The sequence below is a fragment of the Persicitalea sp. genome (assembly GCF_041751555.1).
Taxonomy (GTDB): domain Bacteria; phylum Bacteroidota; class Bacteroidia; order Cytophagales; family Spirosomataceae; genus Persicitalea.
In genome coordinates this window covers 1-17,516 of sequence record NZ_JBGSXF010000166.1, presented here as the reverse complement: position 1 = coordinate 17,516, position 17,516 = coordinate 1, and the positions used below count along the sequence as shown (strand labels likewise).

Sequence of the window (17,516 nt, the reverse complement as noted above, 5' to 3'; positions counted from 1 at the left end):
ATGCGTGGACGGATCACCCACCACCTCGGCCCGCATTACCAGGTCTTTCAAGATCGTTTCCTGATCGGCGGCTTCCTGGCGGCTCCATCGTTCGGCCTGGGGAAAGGAAATGTCGATTTCCTGCCCTTGGGGTTGACCGTGATAGGCCAGTAGGCTGACTTGATCAAAAGCAGAGCGGTCGGTAGCCGCCAGAGCGTGGAACCGTGCGGCGTGACCATTCAACAGGGTGCGCTGGCCAGAGAGCGTCCCATTTATACTGGTCAGTTCATCCGCAGTGGGGCTGCCCAGTTCCCAAGTATCTTTCAACTCGTTAGCAACCGCGCTTTTTCTGGCTTTGTTCGAGTGAAGTTCCAGGCACAACACCCCCAGCCCTTCCTTTTCCAACCGCTGTTTGACCACATCCAGTGCCGCCAGTTTTTCGGCCAGAAACAACACCTTCTTGCCATCCAGCACCGCCGTGGAAACGATGTTGGCGATCGTCTGGCTTTTTCTCGTACCGGGCGGACCCTGAATGACCAGGTTTTTTCCTTCCCGCACGAGTTCGATGGCGATGGTCTGCGAACTGTCGGCATCCACCACGTGGTCGAGTCGTTCGACCGGGATTCGCTCATCCAATCTCTCCGTCCCGGTCGTCCAGGTGTTCGATTCTTCTTCGTCGCCGGGTTCGGTATCGGCCAGGAGAAATCGTCGGATCAGGGCGTGGCGCAGGGGTGATTGCGATTCGGGCCAGGAAGCGGCGTCCAAATCTTTGTACATCAGGAATTTTGCAAAGGAGAAAAATCCAATGCACATACTATCTTTCTCGACCGACCAGCCCGGCAGGTTTTCGATGGCCTTTTCCACCCGAGCGAAATAGGCATCCGTGTCAAAACCGTCGCTATCGTCGTCGCCGAGCAGTGGCAGCGCGACGCCGAATTCGATGTCCATTTTTTCGGCCAGCGACAGGTTGTCCTGCAAATCCTCCTCGCGCCATCTGATGGCGAATCGGTCGCTGGCCGAACTGCGGACTAAATCAATCGGCAAGAGTAGCAACGGGGCGGCTCGTTCGGTATTGGCATTGGAGCTATCGATCCATTTTAGATAGCCGATAGCTAGGTACAGAATATTAACTCCCTGCTCTTCGATAATAGTCCGGGCTTCGTTATGCAAGTCGAAAAGGCGGCGTTGCAGAACTTCGGGACTCAGCCGGGTTTGCAAACGGGAATCAGTGTGGCGCTTTGCCTTTCCGGTCGCCGGATCAGTGTCATCTTCGGGCAGCGGCAGATCGACCAAAATCTCCTCATCCTGGCTATCCTGCGCGACACCAAGTTCAATTTCAGTCTGTTGCGCCACGGACGAGGCGACCTGTCCTTTGCCAGGTAGGAAGGTAAAATTCTTTTTCTCAGTAACAAGCCGTTTAAAAACTTCGTCGGATTTCTCGTCAAACACTTGAATGATTCGGGCGCTCTTGGAACCAATTGGAATCGAGATCAGCCGATTGCGAGAAGACAAATCAAGCAGTTCACGACGATTGTCATCCAATTGGTTTTTGATAAGCTTTTCAAGACTAGAAGAATCCATTAACAAAAGGTAAGGGATGAAAATGAGTTGGTTACTAAGAAGCGAAGTTTGTGCTACTGCTACTTGGGTTTTTTTTGAGAAAGATCATTGCACCCGCAGCACCGCGTTCAACTCCTCTTTCATCGCGGGGCGGCGCGGATTATTTTCTTTCAGAGACATCGCCAGCAGGTCGATGGCTTCGGCGGCGAGCGGGATGTCTTTTTTGATGGCGATCATCTGGGTCGCCAAACTGTGGTAGGCGGGCCGATCATAAACGCGTCCACCCCATTCCTGCAAAAGGGGAAGGTACAAGGCCGTCAACTCTTCGGGGTAAAGTTTGGCCAGGTAGGGGCGCACGTTGTTCAGCATATCGAAATCAGGGTCTTTCTGAACGAGTTCGAACAGTCGGGGCCAGAGCTTTTCCTCAATGAAAATAGGCGACAGAGCCGAGAACAGAACTTTTTGGGGACTCGACCAAAAACCTCTGTTGGGGGTGTCCTTTATTTCTTTTGTTTTCTTTTTAATGAGGTCTTTGCGTTCTTCTTCCCATTCGGTGGCGGAAAAAGTGCTTCTCCATTTTTGGTAATAATTCAGGTTGAACTGCCGATCAAACGCGAACTTTTTGGCAAAATGTCGGATTTGCGGCGTGTCCTTTTCCAGTTCGGCGATGCTCAGCAACTGCTTTTCCCAGTCGTGTACCGTGCCGGGGTGGTTCAGCCGCTCGGCGATCGGGATGCCTTCGCCGAGCAGGGCTTTGGCTTTCCGGTAATCTTTTTGCCGCAAAGCTTCATCCACCACGCCCTGCCTTACCTGCGGGATGTCCATGCTGGCTTCCACGGCCTGGTTCACTTCTTCGGTGCGGCCAATGCTGCGCAGAAAATCGATTCGGCTGGTTTTGAGTTGCTGGAGAAGAAAGTTGTCCGCTTTTTTCTCCAGGCGATCCAGCACGGTGAGGTACATATCCGGCTCGCCCAGGGCGAGAGCAATAGGCGGGATTACGGCCAGCAAATCGTAGCCATAATCGCCGTAGTTGAAGTAATCCTGGTTTTGAAGTTCCTTGGCAAGAAATTCGAGCAGTTCTTCTTTGAGTTCCAGGCTGGCGTCCGAAGTGGCGAGGGTGTCCATCAGTTCGGAGATGCCGAAGAAGGTACCGCCCAGGTCGCCCGCCGAGTCGTCGGATTCCTTACATAGATCCATGAGTTCCACCAGCAGAACCTGAGCCACCGTCAGGGCGTCCTTATAGTTGTCGTTGGAGGCGTACTGATAGCCCATCTCGACGATTTTGTCGAGTTCTTTGGCTACCTTCCGCGACTCGCTATAACCAAGATAACCCCGGTCGGCGTGAGTGCGGACGATTTTCGCGATGAGTTCGCTGTACTTTTGCCCAACGTCGATGCGGTCGTCCTTGTCGGCGAAGTGGAGTTCGAGTTTCTGGCGGAAGGTCTTGTCCGAAGCGGCGTATTCCGTCACAAAACCGCGCAGTTCCGACAAGTCGATCTTGTCCAGCAGCGAAGCCAGCGTCAGTTTCTTGGAATTTTTGGCGGCAGGTTGCGATTTCCGCTCTTTGATTCGCTGCCGCATTTCGTACAGCACCGCCACGATGTGCTTGCAGTCGTCGTCATCGTAGGGGCAGTCACAATAGTAGCTTTCAACGGTGCGCCCTTTCAGCGTAATGTCCAAATGGTAGGTTTCGCTACCATCCACCTCGGCCTCCCACTGGCCGTCTTCGTCTTCTTCGAGGTAGGTGACGGCGCCATTCAGAAAATAGTCGCTGCCCCGCTCGACTATTTTTTCGGTTATTTTTTCGGAGAAATTATCCAGGGTGAACATAAGTAGGCGGACGATTTGAGGTTGGGTTTCAAGAAACACGAAATTACCAACTATCCCCCGCTTACGGGCAAATCTCCCCCACCTTTTTGGCCAAAGCCAGATCGAACGCCTCCCGCTGCTCGATGGTCTTGTAATGCGCCTCGAACAAGCTATCCATCACGAAAGTCAGCCGCGTGGCTAGTTTCCCGGTTTGTACAGTCAGCGTTTGTTTCAGGGAATCCTCCTCCTTCCGCTGCGCATCGGTCAGCAAGATATTGGCCTTCATCAAAGAATCGCCCCGCAGTCGGAGTTCGTTGGCTACCTGAAAGCGCTGCTCCTTTAATTGTCTTGCCTGGCACTCCAAATCCGCTAGCAAAGCCACGTCTTCATCCCGCACAGCGTTGGTCTGGCAGCCGAAAATAAGTCCTGATGCAATCAGGAAGGCAAGAAAGCGCACTGTCAACTGTCCACTATCCAATGTCAACTATTTTAAATTCTTAGGCCACTGAATAGAACGTAACACGTTGTCGCCCACGGCCCGGCCCATGAGCAGGCCGCGTTGGTTGTCCATGTCGTAGTGGATGCCGCCGTACATGCGCGAGTCGGCGCATTCCTCGGACATCTGCTTGAAATTCTTAAACTTCCGGGTGCCAAAGCCGTGCTGCAACTGCGAACGGTCGGTGAAGGGATACATGCCATCGCCGTTGGTGAACATCTCTGTAAATACGCGCTCGCCCACGGCCGCTTCCGTGGCGTGGCCCGAGGTATAGGCCGGGAAAGGTGGCGTACCAATCACGGTCTTGAAGTTGGGGTCGATGTACTTCTGGATGTAGGAAACGGGACGAATTAGCGCAAAGTCATACTTAATCTTCCAACAGGTAATGAAGGCATCGTTTTCGGCGATACCCAGTTTTGCATAGGCCACGGCTGCTTTTTCAAGTGTAGCGTTGGTTTCTTTCAAAAGCTGAGTCAGGATGCCGAAGGTATGGCCCGTGGGCGTGCAGGTGGCGAAGGGGTCGTCTGCCCAGAAGCGAGCTATTTCCACCTGCTCTGGCGTCACGTTCTTTACCGTGTTGTACACTTGCATGCTAATTTTGAAAAACTCCGACTTCGGATCGGTTGAGAAGGCCACAGGCTTGGGCGGTACGGCGTAAGCCATGTTGGAGGCCAGCATCGGGCGACACTTGTCCCACTCAGGACAGAGGGGAGTCAGGTTCTTGGCATCGGTGGGAATCCACTTATCAGCACCAACGGGAATTTTGTAGGTTTTGGAAAAAGGTCTGAGGTAGGCTTCATGGCCACCGTCAGTCTTTGAGTATTCAAAAACCGCCGCCGCAATATCCTTGCCAAGCTTGTAAGAAATTTCCGCAACCGCTTTGCTGGGGGCATCTTTCTTGAACTGATTATAGTTGGTTTCTTCCTTCTCAATTATCGCTCCCAGGTTATCCGCCGACAAGTTGCCACCGAACGACAGCCGCATGATTTCGGCCACCGCCGCGTTGGTGACGATGCCCCAGTGATACTGCACACTCAGGATATCGGCATCGGGCATGGGGTAAGAGCCAAAACCGTTTAACTGCCCGGTCAGTGAGCGAGCGCCCGGAATGCCCCGATAGGCCGCTTCGTAGGCCGTTACGCCCGTGAGGCCGAAAACCCGCGCCGCTTGGGGCGGGAAAAAGCCATTGGTTTCTTTGACTAGCCGACATTCCAAGTTAATCCAGTCGTGCAGGAAATCCGCCGAGTAGTTGGCGGTCACGTTGGCTTGGGGCGAAGTAATGGTAGGCGTCACTTCGTTCGCGGGTGTACAGGCCCATACTAGAATAAAAGTGAAAAAAAAGTAGAGTAGTCTTTTCATTGTCAGCAAAAAAGGTTTGTTCACAAGATCGACTTTCCAGAAGTGCAACAACCATACCAAATTTTTAGCACCACGATTCTTCAGTTTAGTACCTCGTGCAGTACTTCCAGCGATTTGATCTCGCCCAGCGAATCGAGGTGTACTTTGTACAAAAAGACCAGCATGTTCAGTAACGAAATCCGCCTGCCTTTGTCGAGCGGGACCATCACGCCGAAGGGAACCGACAACCAAGTTTGCAGCGCAGCCTTCTGCGTGGCGTCAGGCGAAACGGGGTAGTGGTTGTCGCGGAGTTCATTGCTCAGGTCATTCGCTGTTTCCATGCCAAAGCCTAGAAAAAATGAGAGTTGGGCCAGGAAGTGAATGTGAAAATTCTCGTAGTGTTCTTCGGCGTTATCCAGGTACAGCACGGCATCTTCCAGAAATTCGAACAGCGGCACGTTTTCTTCCTCTTCCCGCAAAGATTTTATCAAAATTTCGGTCAAAAACAGGCCCAAGCTCGACTTAACTACCTCGAATGGCAGGCTATGGAACGGAATCCGACACTTGATTTCGGAAATGCGATGCAGGGTGTCGGCCTTATTTTTATGATATACTACCAAGTCCAGCAGCGTCAGCGGCTGAAACAGCGCGATGCGGTTAGACTTGGAACGGCTGCTCCGCACGCCGTTTACGATATAGCTCTGAATGCCGAACGCCTCGGTATAAATCTTGGCGATGATGGACGACTCGCGGTAGCGAATGTAATTGAGCGCGATGCCTCGGGTTTTATGCAGCATCAGGAAAATTTTTTGATAGCAAAGATAAAAAAAACCTCCCGGTTTGGCGGTAGGTTCGTCGAATGGATAAGATGCATTTTTCGATTTCAGCCCCAAATGCTGGAGAAGGCATACTTCATTTCTGTGGCGATCTGCTCACTGCGACCCTCGTAGGTTTGCTTTTCAAGCGAAGTACCATCTGCCTCTTTCGGATCGGCATAGGTGACCGCGACGCGGCATTGCGCGCCAGGGATGTATGGACAATTTTTCTCCGCGTGGTCGCACATCATAATTGCCGCGAAATCATCAGTGGGATTCGGAGCCTGATTGTACAATTTTGAAAATGCAACGATAGGTGGGGCCGCTTCTGAATACCGTAATTCATAAACCGGATTATCTCCTTCGGTCATTTTTTGGACTACCAACCCGGCACTGGCCAACGCGTCTAGCGTGTTCGGGTGACAGGCGGTGACCTCAGTACCGCCTGAATAGCAATGTACTTCAGGTACCTCCCAATAATGCGCCGCTACCTGCGCCCACACTTGCCCCATATGGCTCCGGCGCGAGTTGTGGGTGCAGATAAACGTCAGATTCACGCGATTCTTTGATGCAACCTTATTTTGGATAAAATGGCTTATTTCATCCAAAACCTTACGACGATGCAGAGGGATTGAGCCTGGATTGAGAGAGGCAACATAGGCTTGGAGTGGTGGAAGCAGCATCTGGATTAGGTTCAATTAGCAGCAGCCGTCTGGTCCACAGCACGCGCCATCTGCCTGCACTGCTGCGACGTTCAGCATTTCAAAAGCGAGCTTCTGACTACCGCCGGGCTTGCTGGCAAACAGCGTGATGCTTTCCACTACAGCCCCGCTGTTGCGGAAGTTGGCGATTTCATCGGCTGGAAGGTACTCCAGCAAAATATCGTCGGGAATAAAAATTGCTTTTTGCTTCTGCAACGTCAGGTTCTCGAAGCCCGCTTCGGCGGCAAGGGCCAGGTACTCATCCTTCATGATGGCCCCCGTCACGCAGCCCGCGTACATCTCGGCGGCTTGGCGCAGATTATCGGGTAGTTCGCCATTGAGGACGATATCTGAAATGCTGAAATGACCGCCGGGTTTCAACACCCGGATTATTTCGGCGAAGACCTCCCGCTTGTTCGGGACGAGGTTGAGCACGCAATTGCTCACAACTACATCGGCCACGCCGTCGCTCACGGGCATTTGTTCGATGTCGCCCTGCCGAAACTCGACGTTGTGCAGACCGCGTGTTTCGGCGTTTTGGCGGGCGCGGGCGATCATTTCTTCCGTAAAGTCGATACCGACCACCTTGCCTTCTGGGCCAGTTTCGTGCCGGGCCACAAAGCAGTCGTTGCCCGCGCCGGAGCCAAGATCGATGACCACGTCGCCTTTCTTGATTTGAGCAAATTGTGTGGGAAGTCCGCAGCCGAGTCCCAAATCGGCCTCCGCTGTATAGCCTTCCAAAGTCGTGTAATCGTCGGTCATGATGTTATAGACTTCCTGCGAAACCGGACCGCTCCCGCAGCATGAGGCGGCGTTGGCATCAGGATCTTGCCTGGCTATTTCGGCGTATTTCTTGCGGACGATTTCCTTTAATTCAAGTTCGGTCGTTTCCATAGTTTTGGGATTTGTTTAAAGTGAAAAGTAAAGTTATTGATTGTAATATTGCGATAGATAAATCTAAATTTTTTTAACAGCAGCCTAACGTCCTGAACTTACCGAATAGAGCCGTAAAAGTAGCCTGGGCTTCTTCCCAAACTACCTCATCGATGCAATAGCACACGCGCGGCGGATCGATTTCACCCTGAATGATGCCGATACGCTTTAACTCCTTCAAATGTTGTGACACCGTAGCCTGCGACAGCGGTAGCTCATCCACCAAATCCCCGCAGACGCAAGACTTCCGCTCGGCCAGCAGCCTCAAAATAGCTACCCGCGCCGGATGGGCAAACGCTTTGGCTAGTTCGGCGATGCGGTTTTCCTGAACGGTGAACTCCTGAGTTTTGGTAAGGCCCATTGTGGTGGTTGGGGTTTATAATGGGCCAAAGGTATGGAATTTTTTATTAATCGCAATATTGCGATTAATCTTTTTCAAAAACATCCCGGAAGTTCAAACGCCAGATGGCAATTCCATTGGGGCCGATCTTTCGGGATGTTAGGAATGCTACTTCACTTCCTCAATCCCCAATTCCTCTTCCATGTACTCTTCCCATTCACCCGGCGAAGAGGGAATTTTCTCACTCACGCTTATACCTCTTTTCGATGCCCGTTTTTCGGGAGCCATCACCGTCAGTGTCTGCTCGGTTTTCGCGCCATTGGCAGTAGAAATGACTACTTTATACTTACCTGCCTGTACATATAGCTTCTTATCCTCGGCGGCTTCCAGCTTGATTTCTTTTTCTTCTTTCTTTTTAACATCGTTCAAGTACTGCGCGTAGGTAGTTTTTACGTCGGGATTTACCGTGTAGTCCCACACGGCGTAGTTGAGACCTGGCTTGCTGCTGTCGGTGAGCGTTGCCAGCGTGAGGCCCTTCTCGGTCTGTATATCGAGGGTAGTTTTACCAGCAGTTTTTGCGTAATAGGGAATCTCGTACCGCAGCGGCTTTGGTTCCTGGTACTTGTTGACTTTACCCCAGCGGGTACTGTATGTCACTGGATCGAGGGTAAAGGCGTAAACGGACTTGCTGCGCAGCGTGTCGGCCAATTTCTGCACTAAACTTACGTCCGCCACGAAAATCGAGCGCCCGTGCGTTCCGACGACTAGTTCCTTATCGCGCGGATGTACCAGTAGGTCGTGTACCGCCACGGCGGGCAGGCCACCCGACATCCGCATAAACGAGCCACCTTTATCCAGCGAAACGTACACGCCGTGATCGGTGCCGACATAGAGAACATTGGCGTTCACGGGGTCTTCCTTCACGACATTAATTGGCTCGGCGGGTAGGTCGGTGCCAATGGCCTTCCAGGTTTGACCGTGGTCGGTCGAGGCGAAGAGGTAGGGAAGGAAGTTGTCGTCGCGGTAGCCATTCAGTGAAGCGTAAACCGTGCCTTCGTCGTGGGCCGAGGCAGTCAGGCGGCTCACCCACAGGTTTTGAGGTAAGGCATCGGAGATTTTCGTCCAGTTGTAGCCTGCATCTTTGGATACCCAGGCCAGGCCGTCGTCGGTTCCCGCATAGAGCAAGCCGAAGCGTTTGGGCGATTCGTCGATGGTGGTTAGCGTACCGTAGGGAACGTCGCCTTCCTTACCGCCCTTGGTGAGGTCGTCCGAGAGATTCTCGAAAGTTTCACCCTTATCGAGGCTACGGTGAAATTTGTTAGAGCCGAAATAGACGATGTCCTGGTTGTGGCGAGAAAGGTGAATCGGGGCCTGCCAGTTGAAACGCAGCTTGGGGTCGCCGATCTCGCGCGGCATAGCCAGCCGCTTCATGCTGCCAAAGCCGGGCTTGCTTTTATCGAGCCGGAAGTAGTTGCCGAACTGGAAACCCGTGTAAACCGTGCGGTTGTCGCGCCAGTCCACCTGCACCTGCATCCCGTCGCCGCCCATGATCGACTTCCAGGCGGGCAGCGGGCCGTCTTCGTTGGGTTGCGAAGTACCCGTCCACACGCCGTTGTCCTGCAAGCCGCCATAAACGTTATAAGGTTTTTCCATATCCACCGCGATGGCGTAAAACTGTCCCAATGGTTCCGAATTAAGGTGTGACCAGTGCTTGCCGCTGTCGTAGGTCACGTTTACGCCGCCATCGTTGCCATTAATCATATGGTCGGGGTTATTGGGATTGATCCAAAGCGCGTGGTGGTCGGAATGGACGTTTTCCTTGTCCAGGTTCTTCCAGGTTTTTCCTCCGTCTCTCGATTGCAGGATGGGAACGCCAAAGGTCACGAGGCGGTCGGGGTCGGTTGGAGCCACGAAGATTTGCCCGAAGTAGTACCCGTAGGTATAGACCAGGTCGATCGGTTCGTCGTGGGTCTTTTTCCAGGACTTGCCGCCATTATCGGAGCGGTAGATTTCCGCGCCCTTGATGGGAGCCGAAATGAGGTCGTCGTTGGCACCGCCCACAAAATCGTAGATGTCCTTCACTTTTAGCCTACCGCTTTTCAAGTCGACTTTAAGCTGTTTAGCCGAGTTTTTCTCGGGGTAATTGCCTTTGTCCAAAAACTCATTGATGATTAAATCCGACAGCTCCATGAAGTCTTCCATCTTCATATTTTTCAACTGCTTCACGGTCAGGCCTTCGTCGTCTTTTTTGTCCTCCGGCTTGCGCTTGCCCTGGTTGTCCACAAAAGCGTATAAGATGTCAGGATTCTTGGGATAAATCGCCAGCCCAATGCGGCCCACGTCCTCGCCCTGTGGCAAGCCGCTGCCCGCTGTGCTGAGGAGTTGCCAGGTGTTGCCACCGTCGGTAGATTGATAAATGCCGGAGGTTTTTCCTCCTTCCACGAAGTTCCAGGCACTACGCTCCTTGTGCCACATCGAGGCGAAAAGTACATTCGGGTTGGTCGGATGAAGATCCAAGTCGATGGCCCCGGTGTTGTCGTCGATGTACAGCGTTTTGGCCCAGGTTTTGCCGCCGTCGGTAGTTTTGTAAACGCCCCGTTCGGCGTTGGGGCCGTACAAATGCCCGAGTGCTGCGACCCACACCGTGTTGGGGTCGGTAGGATGCAGGATTACCTGCCCGATGTGGTGGGTGTCTTCCAAACCGACGTGCTGCCAAGTTTTGCCACCATCGGTACTTTTAAATACGCCATCGCCTGAGTATGACGAGCGGCTCGAATTATTCTCGCCCGTACCTACCCAAATCGTCTGTCCATTGGTCTTCCAGTCCACCGCGATGTCGCCGATGGACATCGTGGATTCGTTGTCGAACAGCGGCGTGAAGCTCATGCCGTTGTTGTCGGTGCGCCACAGTCCACCCGAGGCGTAAGCCACGTAAAACTGCGTCGGATTGGCGTCATTGACGTCCAGGTCCACCACACGACCACTCATGTCGGTGGGGCCGATGGCGCGGAATTTCACGTTATTCAGCAGGGAATTGGCGTCCAGTATTTGGCGCTGCTCGTAGCCCTTGGTGCGGTCGGCGGCGGGAGTGGCTGCGACGGTCGTGGCTTGGGAAGACGCGGTAGCTTTCTTTTTCTTCTGGGCGTTGACGGTGAAGGACAGGCCCGCCGACAGAGCGAGGCTGATAAGTAGTATTTTTCTCATACGGATTTAGCGAGTTGCGTGAAGTACTTGTAAATGCTGTTTCAACAAAAATAGGGAAGTTGGTCCCAACAAAAAAGCCGCATCAAACGATGCGGCTTTTAGGACTAGCTTTGATTATCAATAAATCTGATAGAACGGCCTTCCAAAAGCGTGTCTCGATTGATTATGCGGAAATATAAGGGCAATCATTTTGTTACAATCTCGGGATGGATCATTTTTTGTTCCGTCAGTTCGTCGGGAAAATTCGCGCACCCGCTCGACAAGCCCGCAATCCTGTAGCTAACGCCCTACTTTTGGTATTGGGTGACTTTGCTTAATTTCCTTTTCAGCCCTGTGGGCTTGTCGCTCCTTACTGCTTCAAAAAGCTTTTCGTAAAAATCCGCTCGCCCGCACTGACCTTGATCAGGTAGAATCCGGCGGGCAAGTGCCGCAGGTCGAACTTCGTTTTGAGGTACCCGCCCTCAGGAATGAGAGATTGGGAAAGAACTGGACGTCCTGCCAGGCCAATGAGTGTGGCGCGAGAATTAGAAGCACGGCCTTGCGCGGGAATGGTGACAGTTACCACTTCGTGCGAGGGATTGGGATAAAGCAGCAAGGCATCATCGGCAGCAATAGTCGGAGTAAGACCCGTCACCAAGTAAGGAGAACCAACCTCGGATGTACCGCCCAGTAGCGTCACGACCGCCGATTCGGCGGTGCAACCGCCGTTGCTAACTACCACCTTATATCGCCCGCCCTCGGTAACTTTCAGCAGCGGGGCATCTTCGGCGGCCAACAGGCTGTCTTCACGGTACCAAGCGTAACGGTTGCCAATTTCGTAATTGGCTTGCAACGCGACACTACCGCCCTTGTCGATAACTGTTGAAGCGGGTTGTGTGATGACAGCATTCACTTTAACCTGCTGTACGATTACATCTGTCGAGCGTACGCGACAAGTCCCGTTACCCACTTCCACGGAGTATCGACCCGCCTTGCTAGCCTGGTATGAAAAGTCCGTAGCGGTGGGGATCAAGGTACCATTGTGATACCAGGCATAAACATATTCTTTCTCCTGCGGAGCGGCAAGCCGCGCGGGCAAGTCGTTGCAAATTACTGCGCTCACGCTGGGGGTAAGTGTGGACTTCACGGGCTTTATATCCACCCGCGTGGCCGTGGAAGTGGCGACGCAACTACTATGGCTGATACGCACTTGATAACTACCAGTTGCGATGGCTTGGTAGCGGGACGAGGTAGCCCTGCCGACCGCTTTACCATCCACCAGCCACTGGTAGTTGTAGCCCGCTCCGGTATTAGCCTGCAATTCGGTTCCCTTATCGTCACAAACTAGTACGGTTCCCTTTTGGGCAATGTCGGCGAAGAGGTCGGAACCGCGAATTTCCACGAGCCGGGAGGAAGCCTCGCATCCCGCTGAACTAACACGTACGGCGTAACGCCCCGGCTTATTCACTTCCAGGGTTCGCTCCACACCTTTCTTGACCATCGTGCCGTTCTGAGACCATTCGTAGGTGAAGCCGAGACCCGGATTAGCCGATAAAGTAATCGCCTGTCCGGCGCAGAGTGTCGTGTCGTTGCCGGGGGTGAGGGTAGCGGCCAAAGCACAATCTGGCTGTTCTTGACCGCTGACGACGAGGGCATAGGGCTGGCGGCCATTTTTGAGAATATTTTTATGCGAAACGGTCAGCGAGTAAGTGCGGCCTTTGAGCGGCTGAGCTACGAATATTTGCTCCACGTTATCCCGGAAATTATCACCTCTTTTGGCCTTTTCTGCGGGCGCGGCGGGGTCAAGTACCCACGGCTCGTAGCGATTAAAGCCTTCGGTCAGCATGGCATCCAAGTCGTTCACCAGCTTAGGAGTGGGATTGTTCAGATTGCGACTACTAACAGGCGTGGGAACAGCTTCGGGGTCGGTCCAGCAGATTGTTATCACCAGCGGCCTGTCACCTGAAGCCACGAAACTGCGGGTATAGGTTCCGCCCTGCGTCAGCACGTTTTCGGCCAGAAGCGACTCTCCATTCTCGTTTAGGATGACTTTGGCGGCTTTCTCGGCGTCGAGCAATCCCCAGCCATACTCGTAGCTGGGAGCCGTGTTCGCACCAGGTTTGGTGGCCGTGTGCAGCACCAACCCTTTTAGCGTGGAGGACAGCATAAATACCCCCTTTCGTTGCTGGTAGAGTTCCTGCAAAAGCAGCAACGAACCCGAAACGTTGGCGCTGGCCATGGAAGTACCTGAGAATGTGCCGTATGCATCTGTGCTGGTACCCATACTGGAAATTACACCCATGCCAAGACCCAGCAGGTCGGGCTTAATACGTCCGTCGTCCGTCGGCCCCCAGCTACTGTAAGGCGTAACTCGGTAAGCCGTGTCGCTCAGTTCGGCGGCCCCGACGGTCAGCACATTCTTGGCGTTGGATTCACCGGGTAGAATGTCGTACCCATCGTTACGGCTGCGGGCTAACGCACTTTGGTTATCCGTATTTTTCAGAAAATACTTTGTCCCTGCGGGCGGGCCGTTCTCTACCCGCTTATTGTCCGCCGAGCGCACCATTAGGAAATACGGAAAATTGTAGGTGATGCGATCTACTTCGCTCACTGCCTCATCATAGAAGCCAAAGCGAAAATCTTGTTGCTCGTCAACAGCGGGTGTACCCCACCACTCCCATTTTAGATCGTTAGAATTGCCCGGGCGGCTGGGATCTAGCACCCAGCCCGCCACGGGACCATAAGCATGATTGGATATGAGGAGGTTAGGGGCTTCTCGAACTACCTCGCTCAGATCGTTGTCGAAGTCCCATGCGCTCAATTCTCCGCCAAAGGCCATCCCCTGGGCTGACTTGTAAATACCCCGGCCGACCAGTATGCCCGCCATGTGGGTAGCGTGGTCGTTGGCGGTAGGGCCATCGACATCCGACTGGATTACTTTACCGCTCAGTTCGCGGTGATCGCTTCGCACCTTGCCGCCATCCCAGAGAGCAAGTTTGCCTTTGAGTGAAGGGCTGCTGCCGCTTAGCTTCAACCCTAAGCCACCACCCTCGTAGAGCGAGGCCGTGTGAGTTCCCAGAGAAAGTGGGGTACTATGAGTGGTGTAATAAACTGGCTGACCAAGCGCGTCTGTATGGTGAAGTGAGATAGCCTTGCCGGGGCTGAGGTTCAGGCGAAGGGGCCAGCCGTGCCGCTGGGCTTTCAAGAGCGCTTTCTGATAATTGCCTTGAAAACCTCCTGGTGAGTAGTTGGGTAGATTTCGGGAGGAAGTAGGGGAGTTCTGAGCCGAAACCGCAGGAGCCAGCCCACCTATTCCGATCGTCATCAGAAAAAAAATAGTGAATATATGTATCTTCTGCTTTATAGTAAACCTACCGCCCATACACCCTCTTTATTCGGATTAAATGTATCTATAGCCAAAATAGCCGATTGCCTCTCTTAGGAAAGACGGATTTCGTACAGCAAAAACTGTACCGCTTTGTTTGACTTTTGTGAACGGAAATTAGGCAGATACAGGACGAATAAATCATGCCTTTAATCTGCGCAAGAAGAGAAGAAGGAGTGCCCCTCGAAGTGGGTAAAATTGAGTAGGACACTCTTCCCTACCCTAAAGCCGGGCTAGAGGAGGCGACTTCGACGGAAGCCGATGTCGTTACCGGAGTTTCACGAATGTACCGCTTGAACCAACTACCTATTTTCAAGCCCAGTACGCCCAGAATAGCTTCTTTGAAGATTCCTGCCGACATTTTGGACTCACCCAAAGTACGGTCAGTAAAAATGATAGGTACTTCGGTGATCTTGAATCCGTACTTCCAGGCGTCGAATTTCATCTCGATTTGAAAGGCATAACCCACAAACTTGATATGGTCGAGAGGAAGCGTTTCGAGTACCTCGCGGCTGTAGCAAACGAACCCAGCAGTGGGGTCCATAACCGTCATCCCCGTTACAAAGCGCACATAATGACCCGCGAAGTACGACATAAGTACCCGCTTCATAGGCCAGTTGACCACGTTGACGCCCCGGATATACCGCGATCCCACTGCGATGTCGCTCCTTCCCTCCGCGCAGGCTTCATACAGCCGTACCAGATCCTCAGGATTATGCGAAAAATCGGCGTCCATCTCGAAGAAGTAGTTGTAGTGTTTTTGTAGCCCCCACTTGAATCCGTGGATGTAAGCCGTACCCAATCCGAGCTTTCCTTTCCGCTCGGCCAAGTGCAATTGTCCGGGAAATTCGGTCTGCAACTCCTTTACTTTATGGGCCGTCCCGTCTGGAGAACCGTCATCTACAATGAGCAGATCTAAGGCTTTCGGCAAACTGAAAACCTTACGGATGATTGCTTCGATGTTCTCGATCTCATTATAGGTCGGTATGATGACGACGGAATCAGTCACTTTTTGTAGAGGGTTTGTGGTGGGTAGTGAGAATTCAAGCTCTCACTAGACTGGATTCAGATAATTTGAGGTTGAAAGACTACCTAGATGCTTCTGAATTGGCGCAAATGTAGCAAAAAGAACGATTGGGGACTCAAATCTATCGCCCTCAAAAACGGGGCCAAAACTTTATACTCTACAAAAAATCATGGCTTAATGTTCTTCTTTTTTTCACGGGCTTCCAGTTTTTTTTCAACCCGGTCGTAGATTTCAGCCAGCAAAGTAGGGTGAGAAGTGTAAAAAGTATAGCTTTTTCGATAAAGCGATGTATCTACTTTGTTCTTTTTCCAAATTCTCTCTTGCAAATTATCGTACAAAAAAACCGAGGAATCGAGCGAACGTAATTGCATATTGGTAACGCGGGCTTCAGCGATGTGAATATCCGTCAGAATTTCGGCCATTTTTTCCTGTGGAATCAGACCGCTCGGTGGACTGTTTTCGCCATCGCAAGCCAATAGCCCCGAAACGCAAAGCGTCAGCAGCAGGAAAGACCGGAAGATAAACGGAAGACGTGCCATAATCAAGGCAAAGTTTTTATATTTGTCTGGCTCCTAGTAACGCCTCAAAGGTCGAAAATCTTTCAGGAAACGCCCAAAATTTAGGTTTTTTAACAAGAAACTGTTCAATTATAGTGATGCGCAGAAACAGGACATTAGAGTCCAGTATTCACTCACTCACTCGTTCACTCATTCAAAATTGACTAGTGTTCCAAGACTTCCTGACCAAACTTCGGCAGTACGAAATCCGCATCCGTAAGGCGGTCAACAGCGAGCGTCACGGCAACTTCCACTCCGTGTTCAAAGGCTCGGGGCTGGAATTTGACGACCTGCGTCTCTACCAATACGGTGATGACGTGCGGGCCATCGACTGGAATACCTCGGCCAAGGGACACGGTACTTATATCAAGATTTTCAAGGAGGAAAAAGAGCAGACCGTGTTTTTTGTGGTGGATGTGAGCGCTTCTCAGGAAGTGGGCGACCAAACGCGGCTAAAAATAGACGCCTCCAAGGAGATTTGCGGCGTGTTAGCCCTTTCGGCGATTCAGGAAGCGAGCCGGGTCGGGTTGTTGTGTTTTTCAGATCAGAAGGAACGCTACATTCGCCCGTCAGACGGGATGAAACACGCTTACGGCTTTATTTCGGAACTATACAAATTGTCGCCCGGTTCGCCGCGCACTAATCTTTCGGAAGCTATTCTTCTAACCCTCAATGTGCTGAAAAGGCGAAGCTTGGTTTTTATGATTTCTGATTTTATAGACGAAGGTTACGAACATAACTTAAAAGCCCTGGCTCGCAAGCATGACCTGATCGTGATCCATGTCCACGATATGCGAGAGACCAACCTGCCCCGGTTGGGGATCATACCTATTTATGATGCTGAGAGACAGTCCAGAAAGTGGGTGAACGCGTCTTCGTCCCACTACCGCGAAAACATGAAGCAACGGTTTCGGGAGCGGCAGGAAACGTTGGAAAAACTTTGCCGACAAAACCGAGCCGATTATCTGTCGCTGGACGCCGGGGAAGACTACGTGCCAACGCTGATTAAGCTCTTTCGGGTGAGGCGGTTTAATTAGTTGAAAGTTGACAATGGACAGTGGACAGTTATTTGTAGGTGAGCATGTGAGATGGCAAAGGGCTGCTTGTTGGCTTGTCATGCTGCTACTTTCTGCATTTAGCCCATCGGCTGGGTTCGCGCAGAAGAAGGCTGCGATGAAGCAGGTTCGGCGGCCACAAGGGGAATTCCTAACGGACACGATCGAAATAGGGAAGCCTTTCAACTACTCGTTCAGTTTTTTGCACGATCCGGCGGCTGAGGTTTTCTTCCCCGATTCAGCCTTTAATTTCTCCCCCTTCGAAATGATCGGACAGGAGTACTTCACCACCCGCACCGATTCGCTCGGTAGCCTGGATAGTACGATCTACCGACTGG

General features: G+C 52.3%; 13 protein-coding genes and 1 pseudogene. 2 read left to right on the top strand and 12 right to left on the bottom strand.

Features of this window, described 5'->3' with window-relative positions; translation table 11 throughout:
• The 12 genes from ACEW8P_RS05775 to ACEW8P_RS05720 form a co-directional block, all read right to left on the bottom strand.
• Positions 1-1,521, bottom strand: a 1,521-nt coding sequence (locus ACEW8P_RS05775; protein WP_373512153.1) for a DUF4011 domain-containing protein, incomplete at its 3' end; no start/stop codon positions are given.
• Between the two features lie 123 nt (positions 1,522-1,644).
• Complete coding sequence (locus ACEW8P_RS05770; protein ID WP_373512152.1) at positions 1,645-3,369, bottom strand: SWIM zinc finger domain-containing protein; 1,725 nt, start codon at positions 3,367-3,369, stop codon at positions 1,645-1,647.
• 61 nt (positions 3,370-3,430) lie between these two features.
• A complete protein-coding gene (locus ACEW8P_RS05765) occupies positions 3,431-3,832 on the bottom strand; it encodes a hypothetical protein (RefSeq protein ID WP_373512151.1) in 402 nt (133 codons plus the stop codon).
• Positions 3,833-5,203: a vanadium-dependent haloperoxidase gene (locus tag ACEW8P_RS05760; RefSeq protein WP_373512150.1), complete on the bottom strand. Its 1,371-nt coding sequence runs from the start codon at positions 5,201-5,203 to the stop codon at positions 3,833-3,835.
• An 80-nt stretch (positions 5,204-5,283) separates the two neighbouring features.
• Complete coding sequence (recO, locus tag ACEW8P_RS05755) at positions 5,284-5,979, bottom strand: DNA repair protein RecO (RefSeq protein ID WP_373512149.1); 696 nt, start codon at positions 5,977-5,979, stop codon at positions 5,284-5,286.
• 86 nt (positions 5,980-6,065) lie between these two features.
• The gene (locus ACEW8P_RS05750; protein ID WP_373512148.1) at positions 6,066-6,554 is read right to left on the bottom strand and encodes a protein-tyrosine-phosphatase; all 489 of its coding nucleotides are present in this window, start codon (positions 6,552-6,554) and stop codon (positions 6,066-6,068) included.
• Between the two features lie 141 nt (positions 6,555-6,695).
• Entirely contained in the window at positions 6,696-7,592 is an 897-nt protein-coding gene (locus tag ACEW8P_RS05745) for an arsenite methyltransferase (protein WP_373512147.1), read from the bottom strand.
• A 73-nt stretch (positions 7,593-7,665) separates the two neighbouring features.
• The gene (locus ACEW8P_RS05740; RefSeq protein ID WP_373512146.1) at positions 7,666-7,992 is read right to left on the bottom strand and encodes an ArsR/SmtB family transcription factor; all 327 of its coding nucleotides are present in this window, start codon (positions 7,990-7,992) and stop codon (positions 7,666-7,668) included.
• Between the two features lie 147 nt (positions 7,993-8,139).
• The gene (locus ACEW8P_RS05735; protein ID WP_373512145.1) at positions 8,140-11,175 is read right to left on the bottom strand and encodes a WD40/YVTN/BNR-like repeat-containing protein; all 3,036 of its coding nucleotides are present in this window, start codon (positions 11,173-11,175) and stop codon (positions 8,140-8,142) included.
• A gap of 349 nt (positions 11,176-11,524) precedes the next feature.
• On the bottom strand, positions 11,525-14,479 hold the full coding sequence (locus tag ACEW8P_RS05730; protein WP_373512144.1) for a S8 family serine peptidase: 2,955 nt from the start codon (positions 14,477-14,479) through the stop codon (positions 11,525-11,527).
• Positions 14,480-14,756: 277 nt separating this feature from the next.
• Positions 14,757-15,548 (bottom strand): polyprenol monophosphomannose synthase, encoded by a 792-nt coding sequence (locus ACEW8P_RS05725; RefSeq protein WP_373512143.1) that lies wholly within the window; start codon positions 15,546-15,548, stop codon positions 14,757-14,759.
• 185 nt (positions 15,549-15,733) lie between these two features.
• The gene (locus tag ACEW8P_RS05720) at positions 15,734-16,105 is read right to left on the bottom strand and encodes a DUF4296 domain-containing protein (RefSeq protein WP_373512142.1); all 372 of its coding nucleotides are present in this window, start codon (positions 16,103-16,105) and stop codon (positions 15,734-15,736) included.
• A gap of 185 nt (positions 16,106-16,290) precedes the next feature.
• On the opposite strand from ACEW8P_RS05720, the gene ACEW8P_RS05715 reads away from it, so the two are divergent.
• Positions 16,291-17,160, top strand: coding sequence for a DUF58 domain-containing protein (locus tag ACEW8P_RS05715; RefSeq protein WP_373512141.1), 870 nt, complete (start codon positions 16,291-16,293; stop codon positions 17,158-17,160).
• A gap of 79 nt (positions 17,161-17,239) precedes the next feature.
• Positions 17,240-17,516: pseudogene (locus ACEW8P_RS05710) on the top strand (hypothetical protein); the annotation flags it as partial.